This is a genomic window from Propionispora hippei DSM 15287 (genome assembly GCF_900141835.1).
GTDB classification, from domain to species: domain Bacteria; phylum Bacillota; class Negativicutes; order Propionisporales; family Propionisporaceae; genus Propionispora; species Propionispora hippei.
Genome location: NZ_FQZD01000013.1, coordinates 31,471 through 56,528, shown reverse-complemented (window position 1 = coordinate 56,528; position 25,058 = coordinate 31,471). Strand labels below are relative to the sequence as shown.

The 25,058-nt window shown below is 43.6% G+C and carries 22 protein-coding genes; 17 read left to right on the top strand and 5 right to left on the bottom strand.

Features of this window, described 5'->3' with window-relative positions; genetic code table 11:
- The first annotated feature begins 9 nt into the window (after positions 1 to 9).
- From F3H20_RS09275 to F3H20_RS09240, 8 genes are all read left to right on the top strand, one after another.
- Positions 10 to 813: a PTS mannose/fructose/sorbose transporter subunit IIC gene (locus F3H20_RS09275; protein ID WP_149734649.1), complete on the top strand. Its 804-nt coding sequence runs from the start codon at positions 10 to 12 to the stop codon at positions 811 to 813.
- A gap of 16 nt (positions 814 to 829) precedes the next feature.
- The gene (locus F3H20_RS09270; protein WP_188128260.1) at positions 830 to 1,672 is read left to right on the top strand and encodes a PTS system mannose/fructose/sorbose family transporter subunit IID; all 843 of its coding nucleotides are present in this window, start codon (positions 830 to 832) and stop codon (positions 1,670 to 1,672) included.
- 249 nt (positions 1,673 to 1,921) lie between these two features.
- Entirely contained in the window at positions 1,922 to 4,345 is a 2,424-nt protein-coding gene (locus F3H20_RS09265) for a glycyl radical protein (protein ID WP_149734648.1), read from the top strand.
- Positions 4,308 to 5,255, top strand: a complete 948-nt coding sequence (locus F3H20_RS09260; RefSeq protein WP_223191702.1) for a glycyl-radical enzyme activating protein — start codon at positions 4,308 to 4,310, stop codon at positions 5,253 to 5,255. The genes F3H20_RS09265 and F3H20_RS09260 overlap by 38 nt, the downstream gene beginning before the upstream one ends.
- Positions 5,256 to 5,348: 93 nt before the next feature.
- Complete coding sequence (locus F3H20_RS09255) at positions 5,349 to 6,098, top strand: DeoR/GlpR family DNA-binding transcription regulator (protein ID WP_149734647.1); 750 nt, start codon at positions 5,349 to 5,351, stop codon at positions 6,096 to 6,098.
- Between the two features lie 254 nt (positions 6,099 to 6,352).
- Positions 6,353 to 7,090 carry a deoxyribose-phosphate aldolase gene (gene deoC, locus F3H20_RS09250; protein WP_149734646.1) on the top strand — a complete coding sequence of 246 codons (738 nt, stop codon included), beginning with the start codon at positions 6,353 to 6,355 and terminating at the stop codon, positions 7,088 to 7,090.
- 297 nt (positions 7,091 to 7,387) lie between these two features.
- A complete protein-coding gene (locus F3H20_RS09245; RefSeq protein ID WP_149734645.1) occupies positions 7,388 to 8,209 on the top strand; it encodes an undecaprenyl-diphosphate phosphatase in 822 nt (273 codons plus the stop codon).
- Between the two features lie 31 nt (positions 8,210 to 8,240).
- A complete protein-coding gene (locus tag F3H20_RS09240) occupies positions 8,241 to 9,266 on the top strand; it encodes an LCP family protein (protein WP_149734644.1) in 1,026 nt (341 codons plus the stop codon).
- A 145-nt stretch (positions 9,267 to 9,411) separates the two neighbouring features.
- Here the strand turns inward: F3H20_RS09240 and F3H20_RS09235 are convergent, their stop codons facing one another.
- Entirely contained in the window at positions 9,412 to 10,623 is a 1,212-nt protein-coding gene (locus F3H20_RS09235) for an aminotransferase class I/II-fold pyridoxal phosphate-dependent enzyme (RefSeq protein WP_149734643.1), read from the bottom strand.
- A gap of 211 nt (positions 10,624 to 10,834) precedes the next feature.
- Positions 10,835 to 11,074, bottom strand: coding sequence for a DUF378 domain-containing protein (locus F3H20_RS09230; protein ID WP_262501610.1), 240 nt, complete (start codon positions 11,072 to 11,074; stop codon positions 10,835 to 10,837).
- A 324-nt stretch (positions 11,075 to 11,398) separates the two neighbouring features.
- Here F3H20_RS09230 and F3H20_RS09225 point away from each other — a divergent pair, with 324 nt between their 5' ends.
- From F3H20_RS09225 to F3H20_RS09195, 7 genes are all read left to right on the top strand, one after another.
- Positions 11,399 to 12,352: a sugar-binding transcriptional regulator gene (locus F3H20_RS09225; RefSeq protein WP_149734642.1), complete on the top strand. Its 954-nt coding sequence runs from the start codon at positions 11,399 to 11,401 to the stop codon at positions 12,350 to 12,352.
- Positions 12,353 to 12,592: 240 nt separating this feature from the next.
- Entirely contained in the window at positions 12,593 to 13,642 is a 1,050-nt protein-coding gene (locus F3H20_RS09220) for a galactitol-1-phosphate 5-dehydrogenase (protein WP_149734641.1), read from the top strand.
- A gap of 25 nt (positions 13,643 to 13,667) precedes the next feature.
- On the top strand, positions 13,668 to 15,161 hold the full coding sequence (locus F3H20_RS09215) for an FGGY-family carbohydrate kinase (protein WP_149734640.1): 1,494 nt from the start codon (positions 13,668 to 13,670) through the stop codon (positions 15,159 to 15,161).
- Between the two features lie 18 nt (positions 15,162 to 15,179).
- Positions 15,180 to 15,839, top strand: a complete 660-nt coding sequence (deoC, locus tag F3H20_RS09210; protein WP_149734639.1) for a deoxyribose-phosphate aldolase — start codon at positions 15,180 to 15,182, stop codon at positions 15,837 to 15,839.
- A 32-nt stretch (positions 15,840 to 15,871) separates the two neighbouring features.
- A complete protein-coding gene (locus tag F3H20_RS09205) occupies positions 15,872 to 16,252 on the top strand; it encodes a hypothetical protein (protein WP_149734638.1) in 381 nt (126 codons plus the stop codon).
- Positions 16,253 to 16,325: 73 nt separating this feature from the next.
- Positions 16,326 to 17,222 (top strand): hypothetical protein, encoded by an 897-nt coding sequence (locus F3H20_RS09200; protein ID WP_149734637.1) that lies wholly within the window; start codon positions 16,326 to 16,328, stop codon positions 17,220 to 17,222.
- A 262-nt stretch (positions 17,223 to 17,484) separates the two neighbouring features.
- Positions 17,485 to 18,486 (top strand): WG repeat-containing protein, encoded by a 1,002-nt coding sequence (locus F3H20_RS09195; protein ID WP_149734636.1) that lies wholly within the window; start codon positions 17,485 to 17,487, stop codon positions 18,484 to 18,486.
- Between the two features lie 372 nt (positions 18,487 to 18,858).
- On the opposite strand, the gene F3H20_RS09190 is transcribed toward F3H20_RS09195, so the two are convergent.
- From F3H20_RS09190 to F3H20_RS09180, 3 genes are all read right to left on the bottom strand, one after another.
- On the bottom strand, positions 18,859 to 19,404 hold the full coding sequence (locus F3H20_RS09190; RefSeq protein WP_149734635.1) for a GDYXXLXY domain-containing protein: 546 nt from the start codon (positions 19,402 to 19,404) through the stop codon (positions 18,859 to 18,861).
- Positions 19,401 to 20,699, bottom strand: a complete 1,299-nt coding sequence (locus F3H20_RS09185; protein WP_149734634.1) for a DUF2157 domain-containing protein — start codon at positions 20,697 to 20,699, stop codon at positions 19,401 to 19,403. Before F3H20_RS09185 ends, F3H20_RS09190 begins: the two co-directional genes overlap by 4 nt.
- A 145-nt stretch (positions 20,700 to 20,844) precedes the next feature.
- Positions 20,845 to 21,750, bottom strand: a complete 906-nt coding sequence (locus F3H20_RS09180) for a Gfo/Idh/MocA family protein (protein ID WP_149734633.1) — start codon at positions 21,748 to 21,750, stop codon at positions 20,845 to 20,847.
- A gap of 363 nt (positions 21,751 to 22,113) precedes the next feature.
- Here F3H20_RS09180 and F3H20_RS09175 point away from each other — a divergent pair, with 363 nt between their 5' ends.
- Complete coding sequence (locus F3H20_RS09175; RefSeq protein ID WP_188128259.1) at positions 22,114 to 24,066, top strand: ArnT family glycosyltransferase; 1,953 nt, start codon at positions 22,114 to 22,116, stop codon at positions 24,064 to 24,066.
- A gap of 358 nt (positions 24,067 to 24,424) precedes the next feature.
- Complete coding sequence (locus tag F3H20_RS09170) at positions 24,425 to 24,850, top strand: MarR family winged helix-turn-helix transcriptional regulator (protein WP_149734631.1); 426 nt, start codon at positions 24,425 to 24,427, stop codon at positions 24,848 to 24,850.
- The last annotated feature ends 208 nt before the right edge of the window (positions 24,851 to 25,058 follow it).

Here is a 25,058-nt window from a genome sequence, read left to right as displayed (position 1 = left end):
GTAATTTGGATGGATGCGCTTAGTATCTGGCAGGTGGCGGCGATATTAATTGTAGCGGCTATTGGTGGGATGGATAGTGTAATGGATCAGTTCGCTTTTTACCGGCCATTAACAACATGCACGCTTATCGGATTAATCTTAGGTGACGTTACGACCGGTGCAATCATTGGCGGAACATTGGAAATGATTACTCTGGGGTGGATGAACGTGGGGGCGGCCCAAGCGCCGGACCCGCTGCTTGCTTCTTTAATTGCGCCAATACTTGTTATTCTTGGACATCAGAGTATTGGTACCGGCATAGCGATGGCCATCCCGGCTGCTGCTGCCGGGCAAATTCTCGGAGTTATTACCAGAGCTATACCCGTTTATTTTCAACACAGGGCAGATTATTATGCGGATAAGGCAAACTGCGGCGGTGTGGCAAGGAATAATTTGCTGCCGCTCATTATTCAGGGATTAAGAGGTGCTATCCCAGCCTATTTAATTGTGGCTGCAGTGGGCACCGGTGCTTTTCAGGGTATGCTTAATGCCTTGCCGGTATTTATCACTAAAGGGTTACAGGTTTCCGGCGGTTTTATCGTGGTTGTAGGGTATGCGCTTGTTATCAACATGATGGAAGCAAAGCATCTAATGCCCTTTTTGTTTCTCGGGTTTATCTTTGCTGCTTTTACAAACTTTAATCTTGTGGCGTTTGGTGTCATTGGTACGGTGGCCGCTCTGTTATATGTACAGCTTCATCCGAAATATGCCGTAGCCGGTGAAAGCACAGGCGTTTCGGGCAGCAGAATACTCCAAGATGATGAATTGGATTAATTAGGAGGTGGAAGTAGTGGGAAATATTTTTTTTGAGAAAAGCAAAGTTACCAAGGGGGATCTGATCAAGTCCTGTGCACTTTCTACCTTTTTGCTGGCCGGGTGGAACTTTGAAAGAATGCAGGCCATGGGATTTTGTCATAGTCTAATACCAATTATCAAAAGACTTTATAACGGTAGAAACGAAGAGATAAAAGGCGCATTGAAGAGGCACCTGGTATTTTACAACACCACTCCCTTTGTATCCAATGCTATCTTGGGTATCACGATTGCTATGGAAGAAGAAAGGGCTAATGGTTCCCAGATCGACGACAATACCATCAACGCAGTTAAAGTTGGTTTGATAGGACCTTTGGCGGGAGTGGGAGATCCTCTCATCTGGGGAACATTAAGACCGATGGTAGCGGCAGTAGGTGCGACCATGGCTATGACCGGAAGTATAATGGGTCCGTTATTATTTTTTATTCTTTACAATGTGATTCGCATAGCAATTATGTGGTTTGCTTTAAAAATTGGTTATGAAAAAGGGTTAAATATACTGGAAGATTTGAAAGGAAATATGCTTCAGAAACTTACGGAAGGTGCATCGATTCTTGGATTAATTGTAATTGGCGCATTGGTGACAAAATGGACGCATATTGATATACCTCTCGTTGTATCGCAGTTTACCGCTCAGGACGGCAAGACGGTTGTTACTACGGTACAAACGATATTAGACCAACTATCGCCAGGCCTGGTACCGCTGTTGTTAACCTTTGCTTGTATGAAAGTATTAAAAAAGGGAGTCACGCCGATTGCCGTTATTTTTGGCATGTTTGTTATAGGCATAGCCGGATCGGCACTGGGGATTCTGCAGTAACTGGGTGCAGCGGCTGACATCGTTTTAACGGTGTCAGCTTTTTTTACCGGATCGGTCCTTCGTACATTGATTCAGTAAAGAACCTCTGTTGCAGTTAAGGGAATGTAGATGTAACTGGATTAGTCAATAAGCTTTTATAAGTTGTCAGTGGATGAATTGCGATAATTCGCATAAAATAAGCAAAAGTAATTGACTAAATACTTGTAAATACTTATGATGTAAATATAAAGAAATCGAGAGGTGGTAACAATGAAAACCTTTTTAGAATTTGTTCCCCATAATGACGATATAGACCTGGAAAGAATCCACCGTTTACAGCAGGTCATGGAAAAAAGGACAGCCAGTATCTGCAGTGAGCGTGCCGTGTTAATTACAGAATCGTTCCGGACAACGGAAGGTGAAGATTATGTTTTACGTAAGGCCAAGGCATTTGCCCACATACTGGAAAATATGACGGTTTATATTCAAGACGATAGCCTGATCTTTGGTAATCAGGCAAGCCGTAACTTTGCAGCGCCTATTTTCCCCGAATATTCAATTCAATGGGTAATTAAAGAATTGGATGAGTTCGATAAACGAACCGGTGATGTTTTTCAGATTTCGGAAGAAGTAAAACAAAATTTAAAAAGCATTGCGCCATACTGGCAGGGATATACCCATGAAGATGAAGTGTTGAGAAATACACCAGACAGCATTAGGCAGGCCGAACAACAAAGTGTGCTGCACCGCGGCGGAATTTCCATGTCGGGGGACGGCCATATTGTGCCTAAGCATGAATTGATTCTCCAAAAGGGATTCCGGGGTTTAGTGGAAGAAGCGGGAAGACAATTGGAAAACAGGGATTTATCTGAAGAAAACGTAGTTTTCTATCAGGCCGTGATCATTGCCTTAGAAGGCGCCTTAAAGTTTATTAAGCGATACTCGGCATTAGCCTATAAGCTGGCTGAAGGGGAAACGGATAAGAAACGTCGGCAAGAACTTCTGCAAATAGGAATCATGTGTGAAACATTGCTGGAAAGACCCGCCCAAAGTTTCTATGAGGGCTGCGAGGCTTGTTATCTGGTTCATATGCTGCAAATGATTGAAAGCAACGGGCATTCTTTCAGCTATGGAAGATTTGATCAGTATATGTACGATTTATATCTAAGAGACGTAAAAAAAGGAATATTGACCCAGGAGAAAGCACTCGAAATCATTACCCATATGTTTTTAATGAACAGCAGCAACAACAAGGTAAGACCCTATGGGCACACGAAATTCTCTCAGGGTTATCCGCTATATTCCAATCTGATGATTGGCGGTCGTAAACCGGACGGGACAGACGGAACCAATGAATTATCCTATTTATGTATTGAGGCCATGAATTTGGCTAAAATGGCTGAACCCAATTTTTCGATGCGTTACAACACGGATACGCCCCGGGACTTGTTGCGCCTGGCGGCAAAGCTGATCCGTACCGGTTGTGGAATGCCGTCGATGTTCAATGACCAGGTCGCGGTAAAGGGCCTTATGGAGTTAGGAATTCCTCAAGAGGATGCGCTTGATTATTGCGCCATTGGCTGCGTAGAGACCGGTGTGCCGGGCAAATACGGGCATCGCTCAACCGGCATGACCTATGTAAACTGGGGAAAAATGATGGAGCTTGTATTAAATAATGGTATGGACCCGGCTTCGGGCATCCAATTGCTTGCCATTAACGGCAAACCAGGACCGGATGTTGACTATAAAAGTTACGAGGAGGTTTGGGCGGCCTGGGAAAAGACGCTGAAATTTTATTCTGATTTGGCTGTACAATGCGACGCGATTTGTGACCGTTCCTTAGCCGTTTATGACGCCGATCCGTTTGCCTCCTGCTTTATCGATAACTGCATGGTCCTAGGCAAGACGTTAAAAAATGGCGGCTGTAAATATGATGTCATCTCCCAATCTAATATTGGCCCCAGTGTGGTCGGTAATTCACTGGCAGTAATAAAAAAATTGATATATGAAGACCGGAAACTGACATGGAAACAGCTCTTACAGGCAATGAGAGCAAACTGGGAAGGCAAAGAGGCGGCTTATATTCACAAGCTGGTAAAACAAGTGCCTAAGTTCGGGAATGATGAAGATTATGTGGATAGTATTGTGAACGATGTCTTTCATTCCTATCTGAAATTGCTGCCGGACTATAAGACGGAACGTTATGGAAAGGGACCGGAAGTAAGCCGCTATACCATGTCTACCAGTAACATCACCTCCTATGTACCTAATGGACTGGATGTAGGAGCAACTCCGGACGGCAGGAAAGCCAAAAGCCCGTTAAATGAAGGCTGCTCACCCACACAGGGAACGGATCGGAATGGACCGACCTCGGTAATCAATTCGGTTGCCAAACTTCCCAATGATCAGGTGGCTGCCGGCCAGCTTTTAAATATGCGGTTTGCCCCCGGTGCGCTGGTGGGTGATGAAAATCTGGAAAAATTCGTGGATTTTCTCAAAGCGAGCCTGTTAAAGGGAATTTATCATAACCAATTTAACGTCGTTGATACGAAGACATTTCTGGCTGCAAAGAAAAATCCGGAAAACTACACCGATTTAATTGTACGGGTCGCGGGCTATTGCGCGCAGTTCGTCTCCTTAATGCCGGAGGCCCAGGATGCCATTATCGCCCGTACGGAAAATACCTGGTCCTGATATGAGTGCCAAAGGATTAATCTCAACGATTCAAAAATACTCTACTAAGGATGGTCCGGGAATTCGCAGTACCGTATTTTGTGTAGGCTGTAATTTGCGTTGTAAATGGTGTTCCAATCCGGAACTTATGGAACCGGGGATAAAGTATATGCATTTTGAAAACCGTTGTATTCATTGTGGCGCCTGTGTAAGCATTGCCAGCAATCAATCGATCAGGTTTGCGGAAGTAGGTTGTGAAATTGACCGGGCGCGCTGTACTAATCTGGATGAATGTATGGATATCTGTCCCCGGGAAGCTTTTGAAAAAGTCGGGTATGAAATAACCAGCGAAGAACTGGCCGGGAAATTGCTCAGAGATAAAGTGTTTTATGACCAATCTGCCGGCGGCGTTACCTTTTCGGGCGGTGAACCGGCCCTGCAGGGGGATTTTGTCCTAGAAGCTGCAAACCTATTGCGGCAGCAGGGCGTCCATGTGGCATTGGATACGGCAGGCTGTTTACCCTGGGGCGAGTTGAAAAAAGTGGTGGAAGCTGTCGATCTGGTTCTGTATGACATCAAGGCTTTTGACCGGAAGATTCACAAAGCCTGTACGGGAGCAGGAAATGAAATGATTTTAGCTAATGCACAGAATATTGCCCGAATGAATAAAGAACTGATCATTCGCCTGGTCATTGTGCCGGGATGGAATGATCAGTTCACCGATATAAAAAAGCGGTTGTGCTTTATTAAAGAGCTGGGAAAAGAGGTGATACGAGTTGATATATTGGGGTATCACGCTCTGGGGGCTGGAAAGTACCGGCGGCTTGGCTTGAAATATCCGATAAAAACCGGTCTGGAATGTGCTGAAACACTCTTGGAAGCAACCAGGCAATTGGCCGTGGAACTGAATTTGAATGTTCATTTGGAATAAATAGAGGATATTTTTGTAGCTGCCCTAGAAATATAGACATGATGATAGTAAGGCTGCCGTTTAATTCTTGTAATGGATAGAAAGGGAAGCATTATGTTTCAAGAAGAACGTATATATGAAATAGTAAATATGTTAAAAGACAGAAGAGTGCTGTCCAACCAGGAAATCATGCAGGCATTTCAAATATCCCGGGACACGGCCAGACGGGATATTGTCAAATTGGTGAATGAGGGCTTGGCTATACGAACCCATGGTGGCATTGCGCTGCCTGTCATTCAAGATGAAGTAAAGGGTTATAAAAAACGGCTTGCCATCAATTCCGAAGCTAAAATACGTTTGGGAAAATATGCACTGAAGTATATTTCCCCGGGGCAAATATGTTTTTTTGATGTATCTACCACGATTCAGGCTTTGTGCCAGTACCTGGACGAAAATGTGCTGGCTTTTACCCATTCGTTGGATAATATGGAAGCATTGTCCGGGAAGCAGGGTGAGGTTCATCTTCTGGGTGGTAAGCTAGAGCCTAAAGATCGCTATTTGTATGGCAGTAAAACAATCCTGGAAATTGAGGATATCCGTTTTGATATTGCCTTTTTAGGGGCGGCTGCAATAACTGCGGACGGTATTTATGTAGTGGATTATGAAGATGCCTGTATCAAGCGGAAAGTAGCCGAACGGGCCGCTTTTGTTTGTGTTGTGGCCGACGGTGCCAAGTTTAATAAAGCGAGCAGCTTTAAAGTGATTTCTTTTGGAAAAGTAGATCTACTCCTTACTACCCAGGAGCCTCCTTTGGCGGTTAAAGAGAGTATGAAATATGCGGGCACAAGTGTGAAAGTAGTATAAGCACCGGTAAAGCGATATCCGATTATTAATTGTCCCACCTGAAATTTTTATATAAACGGCAGAGCGCCACGGCCTATTCTTGTTAACACAACGTTGGTTTCAAGGGTAGGCCTAGTTGTTTTGGGCCGAAGGAATCTAACCTTGGACTGGTTAGAGATTTTTATAAACATATTGACAGTAAATGATATATGATATATCATAAATGTATGATACATTTGATATATATCAATAAAATGTTATTGGGAGGATCTGCTATGAAACCAGAAAAAAAGGCGTGTGAAATGTCGGTAAGGGAACTTGCAGCTTATATTGACCAATCAGTTTTAAAACCGGAGTTTACGCAGGAAGAGATTAAAAAATATATTCAGGAAGGCATAGATTTTGGCTGCAAAACGGTCTGTGTTAATCCGGCATCTTTAGATATTGCCGCAGAATTGACGAAGGGCACGGAGACTAAAATTTGTGTCGTATGCGACTTCCCGTTTGGATTGTCCACCACAGCTTCCAAAGTAATACAGGCAGAACAATATTGCAAACGGGGCGATATCTTTGAACTTGATATCGTAGCCAACTATGGCTGGATTCGCAGTGGACTATGGAAAGAAGTAGAAGAAGATATTAAGGCTGTCTGTGACGTATGCCATAAATACAGCACGGAAGTGAAGGTAATCTTTGAAACCGATGCGTTGACTATGGAACAGATTAAGAAGGCTACCGAAGCGGCCATTGCCGCAGGTGCCGATTTTGTGAAGACTTCAACCGGGTTTTATACGGGTGGCAAAAGTGATGGCGCTACGGTAGAGATCATTCAGGCGATGCTGGAGGTGGCTCAGGGACGCTGCAAAATTAAAGGGTCCGGTGGGATTCGTGATCAAGAGCACTTCTTTAAGCTTATTGATATGGGAATTGACCGCATGGGCGTTGGTTATCGTTCGACACCGGTCGTTCTGGGAGTTAGCGCAAAAGATGCAGCCAATAAAGACACGTATTGAGTAACAGAGGGATTGACTGACGTCCCCAGTGTCCCCTATGTTTGTTCGAGGGAGCAGAAATTTGCCACTGGCAAGTTTCTGCTCCCTTTCATTTGGCGATGAAATATGATAGCTAGGGCCATACTTTCTGCCCTTATCAGTAAATAAGAAAAAGCTAAGTCTGACATAATTAAAGTAAATGTTAAAAAAAATGTTTTATCATGTCTAAGGGAGAGGTATAATGTTAGGGGATTTACTTGAGCACGAGTTTACTAAAGCCTTATGGCGTAATTTGAAAAGTAAGTTGGAGGTACTATTTTGACTATATTTCAAACAATTGCTTTTGCAATTGTCCAGGGGATTACCGAGCTTTTTCCTATCAGTAGTGTTGCCCATGGGGTGTTGACACCGTACTTTTTTCACTGGAATTTGGATCCGAATTTTTTAAAAGAACATTTTCTGCCATTTCTAGTTATGCTTCATTTGGGAACTGCGGTTGCTTTGTTACTGTTCTTTGGTACAGAATGGATACGGATTATTGCTTCCCTGTTTAAAGCCGACCGAGAGAGTAGGAAGCTGCTATATCTAATTTTAGTGGGCTGTATTCCAGCCGGTTTGATTGGCATTACTCTGGAGAAACCGCTAAGGATGATGTTTAGCAGTGTGAGCAGTGCCGCCTTCTTTTTGATTGTCAATGGCTTTTTACTTTACTGGGGAGAAAAGATGCGTGGACAAGGCAGGAAACAGATAAGCGATCTTAGTTATAAAGAAGCTGCTATTGTCGGCCTGTTCCAGGCATTAGCACTGGTTCCCGGTTTTTCCCGCTCTGGTGCCACCATGACAGCCGGCTTTTGGGCAGGGCTGCAACATGCCGAGGCGGCGCGGTTTTCCATGCTGTTGGCAACTCCGATTATTATCGGTGCCGGTATTGTAGAAGTTCCCCGGCTTATGCACGCCGGTTTGGGTGATTTATTGCAAGTTTCCCTGGTAGGCGGTGTAGCTTCCGGAATTGCAGCGTATATAAGTGTTTGGGCCTTGATGAAATGGTTCCATACGAATGAGATTAGCGCGATGCGGCCCTTTGCCTGGTATTGCTGGCTAGTCGGTATACTTGTCTTAGGCAGTTACTTTCTTTTTTAATTAAGATTGGCGTTTGTGGGAGAGTGTATTTATGTCGTCAAATGATAAACCAAGAAGAAGGCGGATGCGTCCGACCAAACTTTTCTGGGGATTGCTTTTTTTATTGATTACCTTACCGCTGACAACCCTGGCATATTTATATTGGGGAAGCGATTCTTCCGGTGTTTCCGGTCAGGTGGGCATGAGTAAAAAATCAATAGAGCATTTAGCAAACCGCAAAATTAATATTCTGGTATTAGGTATTGACGAACGGAAAAATGATATTGGCCGTTCAAATGTTACTTGTGTCATGACAGTGGATACAGGTACTAAAGACGTTTCTATGTTGTGGATACCCAGAGATAGCCGTGTTGCTATTCCCGGCCATGAATGGAATAAAATCGGACACGCCTATTCTTATGGGGGGCATCAACTAGCGGAGCAAACAGTGGCCAACCTTCTGGGAATTCCCATTGACTACTATCTGGCCGTTAATATGGATGGATTTAAAAAGGTCATTGATGCATTGGGCGGAGTGGATATCAATGTGGACAAGCGTATGTACTATTACGATCCCTATGATGAAGGGGAAGTGGATAACGATGGCTTGATTGATCTTAAGCCGGGGTTGCAGCATATGAATGGAAATACAGCATTGCAGTACGTGCGGTTTCGCCATGATGAAATGGGGGATATCGGACGGATTGAACGGCAGCAAAAGTTTGCCAAGGCATTGTTGGAGGATATCATTAGCCCTTCTATTTTTACAAAGCTTCCCGGTGCGGTTAAAGAAGCGAGCCGGGCTTTTCAAACCGATATACCGTTAAGTGATATGCTAAGCCTGGTTTCCATAGCGAAAGATGCCTATAAAAACGGTTTGAAAACAGAAATGGTTTCGGGCAAACCGGTATACATAGATAATCTTAGCTATTGGCTGCCCGATATTTTGAATATGCGTAAACAAGTGGCAGCAATACAAGGAGTAACAATAGATACGGATTATCTGCAAAATGCCAATATGCTTGAAAAAAACTATGAGAAATCTATTGCAAAACTTAAAGTGGAGGATGCTCCCTGACGGTGAGCTTTCCTAGGAGGATTCCTAAAAAATAGCTGTAATGATTAACAACTACTTTATATTAGAAAAGGCGTATCGCATTACGTTTCCTGAGAAACGTTTTGCGGTACGCCTTCTTAGATAAGGGGATTTGGGGGCTGATTTTTTATGTGATACTGAATTTTTTGCCCATAGTAGAAAAGATATCAAGGGCTTTATCAATTTGCTCTTCTGTGTGCGTCGCTATGGTTGTCAGTCTGATTCGGCTTTCATTTTTCTTTACAACCGGATATTTTATGGCAGGAGCCAGAATACCGTTTTCAAAGAGATAGCGGGATGCATCTACGCATTTTTGTTCGGAACCGATAATAATCGGGATAATCTGTGTCTCCGAATTGACTATATTGAAGCCCAGCGAAGCTAATCCGGTTTTTAACCGGTGGACATTACGCCATAAGTTCTCGCGTAGGAACGGCTCTGCCTGAATAAGCTTTAATGCGGCCAAAATTCCACAAGCCTGCTCCGGCGGAATGGCGGAGGTGTAGATGAAAGAGGAGGATCTTAGTTTCAGGTATTTTATTAAATTCTCCGAACCGGCGACAAAACCGCCGATTGCTCCGATAGCTTTGCTCAGGGTGCCCATTTCAATATCGACTTGCCCTTCCAAGCCCAAGTACTCGGCTGTTCCTTTGCCGTTTTTCCCCAGTACGCCTGTTCCATGAGCATCATCCACCATCACCATGGCATCATAGGTGCGCGCCAGCCTAATGATATCGGCAAGCGGCGCAATGTCGCCGTCCATACTAAAGACACCGTCAGTTATAATGAGCTTACGTTTGTCTTTATAGCGTTTTAGAATTTTTTCCAGATGATTCATATCCTTGTGAATATAGTTTTTTACCTGGGCGCGGCTGATTCGGCACCCTTCGCGGATGCTTTGGTGATTGAGAAAATCGCTGATGATCAGATTATCTTCGTCGTTGATGGGCATGGGGATATCATAGATTCCGAACGGATCAGGATTATCCATAATGGCAGGTATGACCCCCAAATTGGTTAAGAACCCGGTGGCGAAAGTAAGTGACGCGTCGCGCCCTTTAAATTTGGCCAGCTCCTGCTCCAATTCTTCCAGCACTCTGATGTTTCCGGCAATAAAACGGGATTCACAGGTACCAATCCCGTATTTTTGAATCCCTTCCATGGCAGCCTTTTTTACTGCCGGATGAATGGAAAGTCCCAAATAATTATTTGAGCAAAAACATAAATATTCCTTTCCATCGATTACTAAATTAGGGTAGGGGACAGCATCCACCACCCTTATGTCCGGATAAAGATCATGTGTTTTGGTATATTCGAGTATCTCATTTATTAGTTTCATAATTTTCCCTCAATGACTTTCTAGTAGTTTAAGACTACAACATCATATTATAGGAATCTGAATATTACCTGAAAGGCAATGAGTTTTTCTCTACCTGTTTAATAATAAAAATTCAACAGGTGTGAATATGTTGTTTTGCAAGATAAAAGGTCATGAAAATCAGGCCAGCTAAAGGGAACTGGCCTGTAAGACAAGGTTAGTATAAAGAAGATTACGGATTTTGCTCGTTATCATCCGGCTTCATTGCCGGTTGCGGTAAGGACTCATGACTGGAAAACAATAATTTAATGCACCAAAGACCTGCCAGACCGACTAATGAATACACAATTCGACTAAGCATGGAATGTTGACCGCCGAAAATAGTGGCGACTAAGTCGAATTGAAACAAGCCGACTAACAGCCAATTGAGGGCGCCGATAATAACTAAAATTAATGCAGTTTTATCCATCATATCACCTCTTTTTTTCTCTAGTATGCAGTTCGATTGCCGTTTTTATTCCTTGAATGATAACCTGGTCAGCTCTATTTTGGCTGCTTAGCATCAACTCTGTTAGTGTATACGAAAAAACTGGACCAAAGCTAGTCTGGTGCTGCTGGCAATATAGGCCGGGATAATCAAGGCCTGACAGTGGTTTCATTATTCCGGCTTTTGTCCAGATCAGAATGATTTACAGTATCTGCGGATATAGTGTACAATACAGATATAAAGAATGATTTTGAAATTTGTTTTATGTAATTTAATTTATTTTCATTTCATGCTAAAGAGGAGCAATCTATGTCGAATGAAGAGTTTAAATTATTGGTAAGAGTTACTAAGAAGTACTACCTTCTGGATATGAAACAGGATGAAATTGCCCAAACCGAAAAAATTTCTAAATCAACTGTTTCCAGACTTCTCAATAAAGCTAAGGAACTGGGCTATGTAAAAATAAATCTCGATTTTCCGACATTGGTAATGGAAGAACTGGAAAAAGAGCTGAAAGATGTTTTTAATTTAAAGCATATTTATATAGCAGAGTCATATTCCAGAGATGAGCGCCTGATCTTGTCCAGTGTGTCGGACGGGTTATCCAGATATTTGAATACCATTATCTCCGACGGTGATCTTATCGGTGTGTCCTGGGGAGAAACGATGACTTATATGTCGGAAAACCTAAAGCTCTCTCCCAAAAAGGGCGTCAGGATTGTTCAATTGAACGGTGGCGTGGCCCGTAAGAATATATCGACATTGAGTGAAAAGATTTTAATCAATTTTGCCGAAAATTATAATGCCGTGGGATATTTCTTAAATGTTCCTTCTTTTGTGGATAATGCAGAGATTGCCAATACAATTATGCAGGATTCCAAAATTAAAGAGGTGTTGGATTTAGCCGAAGAAGCAGACACTGTTATTTTTGGGATTGGCTATATAAACAAAAACTCTATTCTGGTTAGGGCTGGATATTTTTCTGAAAAGGATTATGAGAATCTTCGGGCAGAAGGGTTTGTCGGGGATATTTGTTCCAGGTATATAAAGGAAGACGGCTCACATGCCACGGGAGAACTATATAATAGGGTTGTTGGAATCAATTTGGAATCGATCATGAAAAAGAAAAATAGTATTGGGGTAGTTATTGGGCCTGAAAAGGCCAAAGCCACACTGGCTGCGCTAAAAGGTGGTTACGTAAATTCACTATTTACAGATGAGGCCACTGCAAAAGAAATCGTTAGTTTATATAAAAGAGAATAATAGGTCGATTGTTCATTTGTCGGACAATGTAATAAACACAATTGATAAAAGCAGGAATGCTTCACATAAAGTGAAGCATTCCTGCTTTTTTGATCTTAAAAACAATTATTGTCGCAAAAATACAGATAAATCAGATTTATTTTCATTGACAGATAAACCGTGAAAGATTTACAATGTATATGAAATTAATCTTAATATATATGAAATTAATTTCAAGAAGAAATGAAGGAGGATATTGCCATGAAGGCGGTTCAAATGTTTGCGGTTAAAGATTTAAGAATCAACGAAGTAGAAAAACCTTGTCCTGCACCGGATGAGGTGTTGCTTAAAATTTATGCGGTTGGTGTTTGCGGTTCAGACATACCCCGCATTAATAAGAAGGGGCCGCATGTACTGCCGATTATCCCCGGACATGAGTTTGCCGGACAGGTGGTGGGACTCGGTGAGGCAGTTACTGGCTGGAGCATAGGGGACAAGGCGACTGTTGCACCCTTGATTCCCTGCAAGCAATGCGTTTGCTGCAAGGGAGGGCTGTATTCCCTGTGCGAGGACTATAAGTATTATGGGTCGCGGAATGATGGAGCTTTTGCCGAATATTTGGCAGTTAAGTCTGAAAATATGATCAAGCTTGATGAGAAAATTCCCTATGACTGGGGAGCGACGGTTGATCCGGCAGCGAATGCTATTCATGCTTTTATACGGGGGAATATTACAGAAAAAGATAGCCTGACGGTATTTGGAATGGGTGGAATCGGTCTATTCGCAATTCAGTATGGCAAAGCGATTGGGATAAAAACAATAATCGCCGTGGATATCAATGATCAGAAGCTGGAAGCGGCAAAAGACTGTGGAGCCGATTATATAGTAAATTCCCGGCGGGAAGATGCAGTTGGCCGAATCAGGGAGTTGACCGCTAATGAGGGAACCTCTGCTGTTGTTGAAATGTCCGGCTCTCCGATTGCGCAGGCCCAGGCCGTTTTGGCCGCCAGTAAAATGGGCCGAATTGTGTATCTTGGTATTAGCAATTCGGAGCTTACGTATCCCAAAGAAGCTGTGGACAGGATTCTAAGAGGCCAGCTTTCGGTCATTGGCAGCTGGAACTCTTTTTCGAGTCCCTTTCCCGGGCGTGAGTGGCTGGAAGCAGCCAGTTTCATGGCTCAGGGGAAATTAAACCCGGATAAGATTATAACGCATCGCTTAGGCCTTGAAGAAGTTCCGGAAGTGTTTCGCAAAATAGATCAAGAACCATTCTACTTCAATAAAATTATCTTTTATCCTCATGGAAAATAATTAAAAAAAGGAGAGGTGGCTCAATATGGTAAATCAGGGGCATTTATTCTTGGGGGCTGATTTTGGTACGCAGGGAGTGCGGGTTGGTTTGGCGGATGAGAAAGGCAGTATTTTGGAGGCTAAAGAAATAAAATATCCCATTCACTATCCCAAGCCGGGCCAGGCCATACAAAACAGCGTGGACTGGTGGCGGGGATTTGAGGAGGCCTTGGGGGCGGTACTGGGAAATATCACTCCAACGCAAAAAAAGGCAATCCGGGCAATCTCCATTTGTGCTACTTCCTCGACGATTGTTCCGGTTGATCAGGAGGGAAACGCGCTTGATGATGCTATTATGTGGATGGACATTCGTGCGAAGGAACAAGCCAAAAGAATAAATGAAATCAATCATGAGGTATTAAAGTATTGTGGTGAAGCGGTGTCCCCTGAATGGCTGATTCCCAAGCTACTGTGGCTAAAAGAAAATAAACGGGAGATTTATGATAAAGCCAGCCTGATTGTGGAGCAGATAGATTTAATTAACTATAAGCTAACCGATATCTGGGCGGCAAGTAAGGTCAATGCGGTATGCAAGTGGAACTATATTGAAGGTATTGGTTTCGATGATGACTACATGGAAAAAATCGGACTGGATGACTATAAGAATAAAATGATTGTTAACATTGTTCCCATGGGGAAATGTGTGGGTTATTTGAAGCAGGAGCTTGTGCAGAGATATGACCTGCCCGATATTCCTGTTATTCAGGGTGGAATTGATGCACATATTGGTATGATTGGCATGGGGGTCGTTGGTCCCGGCAAAATGGCGGCAAACATGGGGACAAGTTTTGTTCAGCTCATATTTACTGATCAGGACGTTCCGGTTAAGGGGATATGGGGTCCCTATAAAGGGGCGATGGTCGAAGGGTTGACTTTATTGGAAGCGGGTCAAATTTCGGCTGGGTCCATTATCAAATGGTATCAGAATATTTTTAATTTAAATAGCCCGGAAGCCTATAAAATTATGCAGGAAGAAGTAGAGAATGTACCCATTGGTGCCGACGGTCTACGGGCACTGGACTTTTTTCAGGGAAATCGCACTCCATATAAAGACAGCTATGCTACAGGAGTTATTACCGGTCTTACCTTAAATCACGACAGGGCGCATTTTCACCGGGCTATTATGGAAGCCGTATCGTTTGGTTTTAAAAATATAGTGAAAAATTTTGAAGACAGTGGTGTGCCTATTACCAAAGTGATTGGTACCGGCGGAGTCACCCACGACCGGACTTGGATGCAAATTCTATCGGATGTAACGGGAAAAGAATTTACTATTAATGAGAATACCAATTATGGGACCATACTGGGCTGCACCATGCTTAGTGCGGTGGGCAGCGGAGTGTATGACTCATTGTTTGAGGCGGCGGCAAACATGGTTCATGAAAAAGAAACGATACAGCCTAATCTGGAAAATACAAAAAAATATGAAAAACCGTTTGAGGAATATCTGCATTTGTATCAAGCCTTAAAAACAGTATAAAAGAAAGAAGGGGACCAGATGATTGCCAATTTGAATAAATACGTAGATCATACCTTGCTGAGAGCTGATGCAACAGAGAAGCAAATAACGGCGCTTTGCAAAGAAGCGGCAGCTCATCATTTTATGTCTGTCTGTGTGAACCCGTATTGGGTGAAAACGGCAGCGCAATGTCTTGCCGGTACGGATGTGAAGACCTGTACCGTTATTGGATTTCCGCTCGGAGCTTCAGTAACCGGAATTAAAGTGGCTGAGGTAAGACAAGCGATTGAAGATGGGGCCGAAGAAGTTGATATGGTTATTAATATCGGTGAATTAAAAAACGGTAATTACCAGGCTGTTAAAGCGGACATTCAATCGGTGACTGGGGCGGCAACGGGAAAAGCGCTGGTCAAGGTAATTATTGAAACAGCATTACTTACGGATGCGGAAAAAATCAAAGCCTGTGAATTGGCTAAAGAAGCAGGGGCGGATTTTGTCAAAACGTCAACAGGGTTTTCGACAGGGGGCGCTACGATTGCCGATGTTGCCTTAATGCGCCGGACGGTAGGAAATGAAGTCGGGGTAAAAGCCAGTGGCGGAATAAGGAGTCTGGAGGATGTGCTTACACTTATTGAGGCAGGTGCAAACCGTTTGGGATCCTCCAATGGTGTGGTTATTATGGAGAAAATATTGTCATAAACGGTGGCAACGATGAGGAGGAGGTTTGGGCAATGGGCAATTATAGAAGTATTGTAGTGAAGAGCAGTAATGGTGGCTTTGGCGGGCCATTAACGATTACTCCGACGGAAAAACAACATAAAATTATGTACCTGATTGCTGGTGGGGATCGTCCGGAAGTGGTCGATAAAATTTGCGAATTGACAGGCATGGAAGCTGTGAACGGATTTAGATACAGGGTGCAGGAGGAAGAAATGGCGGTGGCCGTTATCGACTGCGGCGGTTCCCTGCGAAGCGGGGTATACCCACGTAAAGGAATTCCTACGATCAATTTAGTGCCTACCGGAAAAAGCGGCCCTTTATCTGAATTTATGACAGCTAATATGTACGTATCGGGAGTTAGTGTTGATGAAATATCTCTCTTAAAAGACTAATATAGTTCATGATGGTTATACCCGACTCGAGGTCAGTGAGTTATCAACTAAACTTTAAAGAGGGGGAAGGCCAATGAGTTTGGCAATCACTTTAGTAGCGGCTTTTGGCGGCGGCGTTTTCGGTGCTCTGATTGGTGGTACAACCGCGTTCATTTTTACGGGAATACTTGCACTAACAGGAATTGTAATAGCTGTTTCAGGTGGTGGGAATGTTATTTTAACCCAGGTTGCCTTTGGTCCTTTTTTTGGTCCCCACATTGCGTTTGTCGGTGGAGTTGCGGCAGCTGCATATGTAGGGAGAAAAAATGCTGTTGAAAAACAAGCAGCGGCAGAAAAAGTTGTCTCAGCGGGCACTTTGCCCGACGTCAACGGAGCGGACACAACAATTCCTTTATTTAAAATTAAGGATCCGGTTATGCTTCTGGTTGGGGGTGTTTTCGGGATTCTCGGCTATTTGTTGAATGATTTTTACTCGCTGACCTTTAATCTTCCGGCTGTAGCCCGAATTGATACTATTGCCTTAACCGTTGCCACCTTTGGTGTCATATGCCGTTTGGTATTTGGGCGTTCCGGGCTGACCGGCGCTTTTCCAGAAAATGAAAGAAGGTTTAATTTTACCGGGACCGTGCTGATGTTTAATGCCATTTGGGGCTTTGCTTTATCGGCTGTTGTAGCGTATGCCGTCATATTATTGAACATCAGCAGCTTTGGCTTTGCTATAAGCGCGGTATCGCTCATCTTCTTGTACTTTGGGTTAGAGTTTCCGGTGTCTCACCATGTTTCCATGGTTGCCGGGTATGCAGCGTTAGCTTTTGGCAATGTCTGGATTGCTGCCGTATTTGGCATATTAGCTGTCATAACCGGAGAATATGTCCAAAGATTTGTAAATACCCATGTGGATACTCATTTGGATATGCCGGCGATCATCATTGCTTCGTGGAGCTTTGTGATATTGGGAGTTATCTCTTAAGACTTATTGATGAACTTAAATTAATACATAAAGGCCCTAAACCAGGTCGAATTTGGTTTAGGGCTTATTCTTCTATTGAGTGGATGATGTATAGTAAATCGGCTTGTTGCTAAAACGATCATGCCAGCGGCTGATTGTTTGGGAACAACCTAAAGATAATACTGAAGTTATATTATTTTGTATTTGGCAGAAGGAATGGGGAAGTGATTCTCAAAAGATTCTCTATGTAATTTCTGTTAAATTATGGAGGGAATGATGAGAGATGGAAAAGAGTATGGACTTATGGAGTGGCATCCGTAAGTTACAACTGCTTGTCTTGGTGACATCTGTGCTTCTATTAGTAAGTACATATGTATTAGTCGATGCTGCTGGTTACGAGAGTCCACTTTACATTATCAAACAAGATGGTAAATATGGTTATGGCGATGCTGATGGTCATGTTGTAATCCCACCTGTTTATTTACAGGCCAAAAGATTTTCCGAAGGTGTTGCTGCAGTTCAAATTCAGCCAGGATTTTGGGGTATGATCAATACAAAAGGGGAAATAGTTGGTACGTTAAGAAATGTTGATGAGGTTAGGGAGTTTTCAGAAGGGCTAGCTGTTGTAAGGCAGGGAGCAAAATACGGATATATCGATAAAAAACAACTGGTTATTCCATTTAAGTATGATGCGGCTGAAGATTTTTCCGAGGGATTGGCCGTAGTCGCAAAACGTGACGGAAATACTATTATGGAGAAATTAAATAATATTAAGTACGGGTATATCGACCCAAATGGGACGGAAGTTATTGAGTGTCAATTCAGGTCGGCAGGTAATTTCAAAGAAGGACTTGCTCCGGTATCTTCGGAGGCAACAGGCTTTCGCTGGGGCTACATTGATAAAGAAGGGCACTATGTAATAGAGGCTAAATATTTCACTGCAAGGGAATTCTCTGACGGACTGGCTCCGGTAACAATAACTTTGGGCCAAAGTGGTTTTATTGATCATCAAGGAAGTTTGGTAATTCCTCCTCAATATAGTTGGACATATAGTTTTTCAGAAGGGCTTGCCCGGGTCGAGGTGGAAGGAAAATATGGATTTATTGATAAGAACAGTAAAATGGTGATTGACCCCACATTTGCTTATGTTGATGATTTTCGTGATGGTTTTGCCCGAATATATGATAAGAGGCCGGGATTTGGTGAAGATGATTATAAGTATAAGGATGTTGGCTTTGGATATATTGATAAGCATGGTAATGTAAGGTGGCAAATTACAAAATAGTTAATCGTGATAGTAAAAGGTGACAGGATAACTGGGGAAGCATAATCTTTAAATCAGAGTAACGATTGCGGCATTTTTTCACGGAGCTTTAAGAGGAAACTCCTACTGAATTTTACATTAATGTGGCAGGAGTTTTGTGGTTGTATATAGGAATTTTAATAGTATGAAGCAATATGGAGTTTTCTGTAGCGTTAATAAACAGAATTAACCTAGTGGATGGTGAGAAGCTAAAAAAGAGGATGAAATTTTATCTAAACCATATCATAATCATATAGGAAAATTACTTATCAATATTGTGGAGCCGAATAATACTTTCTAAATGAAAAATAAGCCAAAACCCCATACGAACCGGGCCTTTGGCTTATTTTTATGCTATTTCTGGTTTTGCAGAAATTCGGAAAGGGGTTGACCCTTGATATAGAGTTGTTCGATCACGCCATAACCGTCTTTGATACGAACAGCAGCTACGGTAGCTTCTCCGACATGCTTACGGTAAGCGTTCTCGGCGGCAGAAGTCAAATCTTCCGGCAGGTAATAGCGCTTGAAGGGGAGCTCGATATGAATCGTATCATCCTGGATATAACTGACTTTCACTTGGAGGTAAACCGCGTTGGAAGGTACGGAATGACTGATGCCGCTAATATAGGCATGATTTTGGCTGTCGCGGTCAATCAAGGCATAAGCGGTCTGGCCATAACGCCATGCTGTATGATCTGGCCGGGTGACGGTTGCTTGCTGGAAGCGCAAATCCATATAGCGTCCTTTGAAGGTATCATAAGGATCAACCGGAGCCGTTTTCCAATAAAAGGTTTCGCCGGTTTGCAGAATGTTTTCCCAGTGCCAGGCCATATAAAGCGGCGTTGCTAATTGTAAAATAGCAGCAGCGACAAATAACAGCAGGCGGATTTGCTGCCTCATAGTTTGCCACCTCCTTTGCGCCGTACCAGATAGAGATTGGTCCCTAAAAAGGCAATACCCAATAGCATAAAGACCAGGCCTCGGACAATAAAGCTGAAATCGATATCCAGGAAACGGGCGGCGATGATGGCTGTCAGTAGCAGCATACCGGCATTAACCAATCCCAAATGCTGCCGGTAAACCCCGGCGCGAATAGTGTGCAGACTGATAAAAAGAAAAAAAATATTAGCTAATATCGTGGTAGCCATCCCGCCCGGATCAGCCAGATTGAGCAGATAGCCGCCGGCAATGATGAAGGGCGCTAATAAAAGCGGCAGATCCTTTCGCCAGTCCATACGGCGGATAAACAGGCCCTGCATGTAAAGCAGCAGGAACAGCACAACAATGACCAAGCTGGTCTCAGTTAGAAAAGGAGTAGCAGGCATGGAAAGCTGTCTTACGGAGCTATGGAAGGTCAGAAAAAAGAGGAGTACGGTTATTCCGGTTAAACCGATTCCCTGGAACGGCATGGGCCAGCCGCCGGTTTGACGGGAAAACCATAAGCGGCCAATCAATACATTACACGAAAATAAGGCGCCATAAGTCAGCAGACCAAAGTGGTCAAGGAAGCGGTTAAATACGGCTGTAAAAGCAATATAAAAGCAAACATTGGCGACCCAGCAGGCTATGACGGTGGTATTGGCATAGCGTTCTTGATTAATTAACCGGTAGTAATGCGGCAAGACCAGGCTTGATAACAACAGCAGCCAAGGCCACTGCGCCTCAAGGCTGAAAGGACCGCTGACAGTCCAGAAGGTAAGGCCAAGAGTATAAAAAATGCCGGCACTGCGCGAATGCAACAGATAAATGACCGGTGAAGATAAGATCAGCCAGGTACGCAAAAACGCATCGGTATCTTCGGTCAGGTGATAGGTTTGCCCAATTATGGCCATGGCTGCGCCAATCATTAAAAATTGGAAAGTACCGGCTGATTCACGCCAAATCAGGCTGTCTTGTTTCCGGTATAGGGTAAATCCCGAAATGATTTGCGAAAGCAACAATAATCCGACTGCTATTAGCAAACGGGTAATTCTGCTCAGATTCTCCCAATTGTGCCCAAAAATCAAAATGATGCCCAGCCCTACTAATATAGTGCCAATCACTCCGAAGAGTAGTAGCACCGTACGCCTTCCCAGCGTAACATCCGGTGCCCCGTAATGATGTCTTAAATTTTCGGCTGCCTCCGGCGTTAAGATGCCCTTTTCAACCAGACCGGGCAACTCCCGGTACAACCATTCAATGGCTTTTTTGCTCATAGATGATTCTTCTCCTACTAGTAATTTCTACGCAGGTATTATGCCTAACGGTTCCTCAAAACAGCGGATTGCCTGTCAGGCAGATGATCAGGATTAAGCAGTGAAAAGGTGAGCTCCTCGCTGCAATCTTTCAGGAGGTATCTTTTTATTTTTTGATAAGCTGCTCTACAATATTCTCGCAAAGCTCATGCGTTGCCAGCGCATCTTCCGGAGCTATGGCTGGCGGCTGGCTGTTTATTACGCAGTGTAGGAAATGGTCGATAATCTGTTCGAAACCCCGCCGGTATAGGATCGTATCCCAGTCCTTGTATTTTAAATATTGCTCGGTATTTTGTGTCGTATGGCGTGTTTGCTGTAAATCGGTGACGGTGAATTTCTGACCGGAGCACATATATTCGAGAATTTCCTCATTGATACCGCTGGTCCGGTTCATAATGCCCAAGGCGGTACGATGCTGGCCGGAAAGTTCCAGAACGATATGGGACAGTTTACCGTTTGCGGTTAAACCACGTACAGAGACCGTATCTGGTGATGTACCAAAGAGATAGCGGAGCGTATCTACTACGTGAATGAAGTCGTCGAAGATAAAATGCCGTATTTCATCCGGTTCTGCGGAGCGGTTTTTTTGCATCATGATAAGTTGCGGGGCCGCTTGTTGTTTGAGTTTGGCGTACATAGGAGCAAAACGGCGGTTGAAGCCGGTCAGGAGAATTTTCTTTTGGTGAAGTGCCAGTTCAGACAGTTCAACAGCTTCTTTATAATAATACGCAATAGGTTTGTCCACATAAACATGAATGCTGTTTGATAAGAGTGTAGTGATTATTTCCTTGTGGCTTTCGGTGGCGGTATGAACAAAAGCAGCCTCTACGCCGGAAGCAATCAGTTCATCCAATGTTTGTACAGTTTGCGAAATGCGATATTTTTTTGCTATGGACGATAAAACAACAGGGTTTCTGGTGCAAAGTACCAGTTCCAGGCCCGGCCTGGCCGTTATTACCGGTAGGTATGCTTTTTGAGCGATATTACCCAGGCCTATAATCCCGATTTTCATAGGTGATTCCTCCTTTATTTTCCCATTATATACCATGGAGGAACTGAGTAGTAGGCGGTAATCGTAATTTCAGGCTGCAGTAATAAAGAACAGTTATATTTCAGATAAATAGAATGCGTTAATATCTTGGAAAAAGAGTGACTAAATAAAATAATAGATGGATTCCGGGAAGCTTATCACCGTTTTTCATTCTTTTGTCACAAATACTATTAATAATGAAACTGTGAAATCAGCGAAGTCTTAATACGATTATTGGTTTGGCTCTGCCGGGCATTATTCATAATAGCGGCTTGCATGGGATAAAGAACAATGACAGACCCTTGGTGGAGCACCGGCTAAGTTTAAACTATGGGAGGAAACAGCTTGAAACGGATAAGGATAGTACTCGTACTGTTAGTGGCGGTTTTATTAAATTTTGTACGGCTTGACCAAGAGGGGTTTGCTAACCTTTATTATGCAGCCGGCGTTAAGAGTATGATAATGAACTGGCATAATTTTTTCTTTGTTTCTTCCGATCCCGGCGGTTTTATTACTATTGATAAGCCACCGCTGGGGTTTTGGCTGCAGACCTTAAGCGCGAAAATCTTTGGTTTTCACGGGTGGAGTATTATTTTACCACAGGCATTAGGCGGTGTGGTATCGGTATATTTGATGTATGTGCTGGTTAAGCGGTATCATGGTGAAGAGGCGGGGTTGCTTTCAGCGCTTGTTTTGGCGTTTACGCCGATTTTTGTCGCAGCAAGTCGCAACAATACGATCGATGTGCTGCTGGTTATGACGATACTGTTTGCCGTGCTTGTATTTTTGCAGGCGGCTGAAACGTTGAATGTAAAGAAACTTTTATTAGCATTTTTTCTTATCGGGGTTGGTTTTAATATAAAAAGCCTGGAAGCTTTTATGATTTTGCCGACTTTTTATATTACCTACATGCTTGTTGAACGAAAAAGGTTCAAAACAAAACTGATTCACCTGTTCCTGGCTACACTGGTTTTAATCGCCAGCTCTTTGCCGTGGTTTTTAATAGTGGATAGTATTTCACCGGCTGACCGGCCTTACGTTGGCAGCAGCGAAACAAACTCAGAGCTTGAACTTGCCACGGGCTATAACGGTCTGGGCCACTTTTTAGGCTATGGAATTCGCACACCTGGCAGACCGGAGCAGGCAAGAAATCCCAATGGGCCGCGATTTCAAAGCGGCATACCTTCTGTTGACGGCGGCATTGTATCCGGTAATATGGCCGGAGCTCCGCCGAAAAATCTGCGGCAGCAAGGCGGTGAAAGCGGGGTACCCGGCCCGTTTAGGCTGTTTAATCACCAAATGGGCGGGCAGATCAGTTGGCTTTTACCGTTCGCCCTGAGCGGGATTGTTATTTCGTTGTATCAGTTTAAGCGTCAGGCGTTACCTGAGAACAGCAGGATCAAGATGATTTTTTGGGGTTGTTGGCTTATTCCCGAAATGATTTTTTTCAGTATTGCCGAAGGCGCTCACCGCTATTATTTGGTTATGATGGCGCCGGCCATCGCCGCGTTAGTCGGAATTACTTATGTGACGTTTGCGACCTGGAGCGCAAGCGACGGAAAAAGACGGTATCTGCTGCCGGCAGCTTTATTTGTAAGTGTAGTTGGACAGGTATGGCTTATTGCCGGCTATGAGGAGTGGCGGTCCTGGCTTTTGCCACTGGTAGCCGGAATAGGGCTATTGGCTATACTGCTCTTAATTTGGCAGGCTTCTGGAAAAAGAGGACGACAGCACCGGTATTACTCCTACGTCATTGGTCTGGGAGTGATTGTGCTATTGGCAGCTCCTTTGGCCTGGTCGCTTACGCCTGCTTTATACGGCTCGGGAAATGCGGCGTTTCCTTTTGCCGGTCCTGATTTACAAACTCAGTTACAATATCCCGGGAATATGCCCAATTTTTCTAACCGTTTTAATATGGCTACGGAAAAACTGGAAGCTTTTCTGATGTCCCACAGAAACGGAGAAAAATATATTGTCGCCGTACCCAATGCGCATATGGCGTCGCCGATTATTCTTGGGACCGGTGAGCCGGTGATTACTTATGGCGGCTTTATGGGTTCAGAGAAGATTTTGGATGGGGAAAGGTTAGAAGCGCTAGTGGCAAGTAACCAGGTCCGGTATGTTGTCCTTGGTTCAGACAACAGACAGCCTGATATTGATGAATGGGTGAGGAGTCACGGAGTACTTGTGCCTGATGAAGAATGGCAGGATAAGCAGAAGGAGGAGGTTGCCGGGCGCGATGGGGGAACAAATCCGCCGCGCCGCATGTCGATGCAGTTATATGATTGTCATGTTTAGAGTTTAGGAAGATTGCCTGCTTTGAGGGGATGTGCTATTCAGCGGTCCGGGCATACCGGTGAGAATAAGACAGCACCCGCAGCAGACCGGACGATAGTAGATGAGTGGCAGTCGATGAAAGACTGCCTTGCTCATTTTGAATATGCGAACATCTTTAGGTAAAAATCCGATCACGTAGAGGCGATGACTTATCATGAACGTCAGGAGCTGGATTGAAGTACAGGGATATTAGATCAGTTGGGGAAGCGGTAGGTTGAACAGGCCGAAGGCGAATGATAAGGACTTGACTTTTATTCGTAGGCTAATTATACTTAAGTAAAAGTTACGTATACAAAATAAATTGAGTGGTGGTTTCTTTATGCTTCAAATTTTTGATAATATATGTATTCTGTTGGCAAAGGCAGAACAAAAGCATAACCAATTTACTAAAGCGGTATTAAACCAAAAGGATTTAGGAATTACACCGGTACAAATGCTGGTTCTTTATACATTGTATAAAGGCGATGGAATTAGTGTTTCTGAACTGGGTAAAAGGAGTTATCTGGACAACTCGACGTTGACAGGCTTAATTGATCGCCTGGAGATGATGAAATTGGTATACCGGGCGGATTCACCGGAAGACCGGCGGGCCTATCTGATTTTCCTAACGCAAAAAGCCATAGATTTAAAGGCTGCTGTGCTGGACGTTTGCAATACAGTCCGAAATGAAATGTTGAAGGAATGTACCGGAGAGGAAATTGAAGTATTGGAACGGGTACTGTTGAAAATATATCAAACATTATAATTGAGAGTTGATTTTCCGGTCTGTTCCGGACTAGGCCTGGTGCCCTGCGTTCGCTGAGAGGGTATCATTTGAAGTTCTTAGAGAAAAGGCGTTTGTCTGAGGGGTTTCGTTGTATCTTCTGCGAGCCATGACGTTTAAGCATAAATTAAGTATACGTAATATATGTCTATCAAATATATATTACGTATACTTAACGGTATAAGAAAAA

Coding starts and splice junctions, on each gene's coding strand:
- F3H20_RS09275 (WP_149734649.1), top strand. CDS start 10: ATGGATGCGCTTAGTATCTGGCAGGTGGCGGCGATATTAATTGTAGCG.
- F3H20_RS09265 (WP_149734648.1), top strand. CDS start 1,922: ATGAAAACCTTTTTAGAATTTGTTCCCCATAATGACGATATAGACCTG.
- F3H20_RS09260 (WP_223191702.1), top strand. CDS start 4,308: ATGCCATTATCGCCCGTACGGAAAATACCTGGTCCTGATATGAGTGCC.
- F3H20_RS09255 (WP_149734647.1), top strand. CDS start 5,349: ATGTTTCAAGAAGAACGTATATATGAAATAGTAAATATGTTAAAAGAC.
- deoC (WP_149734646.1), top strand. CDS start 6,353: ATGAAACCAGAAAAAAAGGCGTGTGAAATGTCGGTAAGGGAACTTGCA.
- F3H20_RS09240 (WP_149734644.1), top strand. CDS start 8,241: ATGTCGTCAAATGATAAACCAAGAAGAAGGCGGATGCGTCCGACCAAA.
- F3H20_RS09235 (WP_149734643.1), bottom strand. CDS start 10,623: ATGAAACTAATAAATGAGATACTCGAATATACCAAAACACATGATCTT.
- F3H20_RS09230 (WP_262501610.1), bottom strand. CDS start 11,074: ATGATGGATAAAACTGCATTAATTTTAGTTATTATCGGCGCCCTCAAT.
- F3H20_RS09225 (WP_149734642.1), top strand. CDS start 11,399: ATGTCGAATGAAGAGTTTAAATTATTGGTAAGAGTTACTAAGAAGTAC.
- F3H20_RS09220 (WP_149734641.1), top strand. CDS start 12,593: ATGAAGGCGGTTCAAATGTTTGCGGTTAAAGATTTAAGAATCAACGAA.
- F3H20_RS09215 (WP_149734640.1), top strand. CDS start 13,668: ATGGTAAATCAGGGGCATTTATTCTTGGGGGCTGATTTTGGTACGCAG.
- deoC (WP_149734639.1), top strand. CDS start 15,180: ATGATTGCCAATTTGAATAAATACGTAGATCATACCTTGCTGAGAGCT.
- F3H20_RS09205 (WP_149734638.1), top strand. CDS start 15,872: ATGGGCAATTATAGAAGTATTGTAGTGAAGAGCAGTAATGGTGGCTTT.
- F3H20_RS09200 (WP_149734637.1), top strand. CDS start 16,326: ATGAGTTTGGCAATCACTTTAGTAGCGGCTTTTGGCGGCGGCGTTTTC.
- F3H20_RS09195 (WP_149734636.1), top strand. CDS start 17,485: ATGGAAAAGAGTATGGACTTATGGAGTGGCATCCGTAAGTTACAACTG.
- F3H20_RS09190 (WP_149734635.1), bottom strand. CDS start 19,404: ATGAGGCAGCAAATCCGCCTGCTGTTATTTGTCGCTGCTGCTATTTTA.
- F3H20_RS09185 (WP_149734634.1), bottom strand. CDS start 20,699: ATGAGCAAAAAAGCCATTGAATGGTTGTACCGGGAGTTGCCCGGTCTG.
- F3H20_RS09180 (WP_149734633.1), bottom strand. CDS start 21,750: ATGAAAATCGGGATTATAGGCCTGGGTAATATCGCTCAAAAAGCATAC.
- F3H20_RS09170 (WP_149734631.1), top strand. CDS start 24,425: ATGCTTCAAATTTTTGATAATATATGTATTCTGTTGGCAAAGGCAGAA.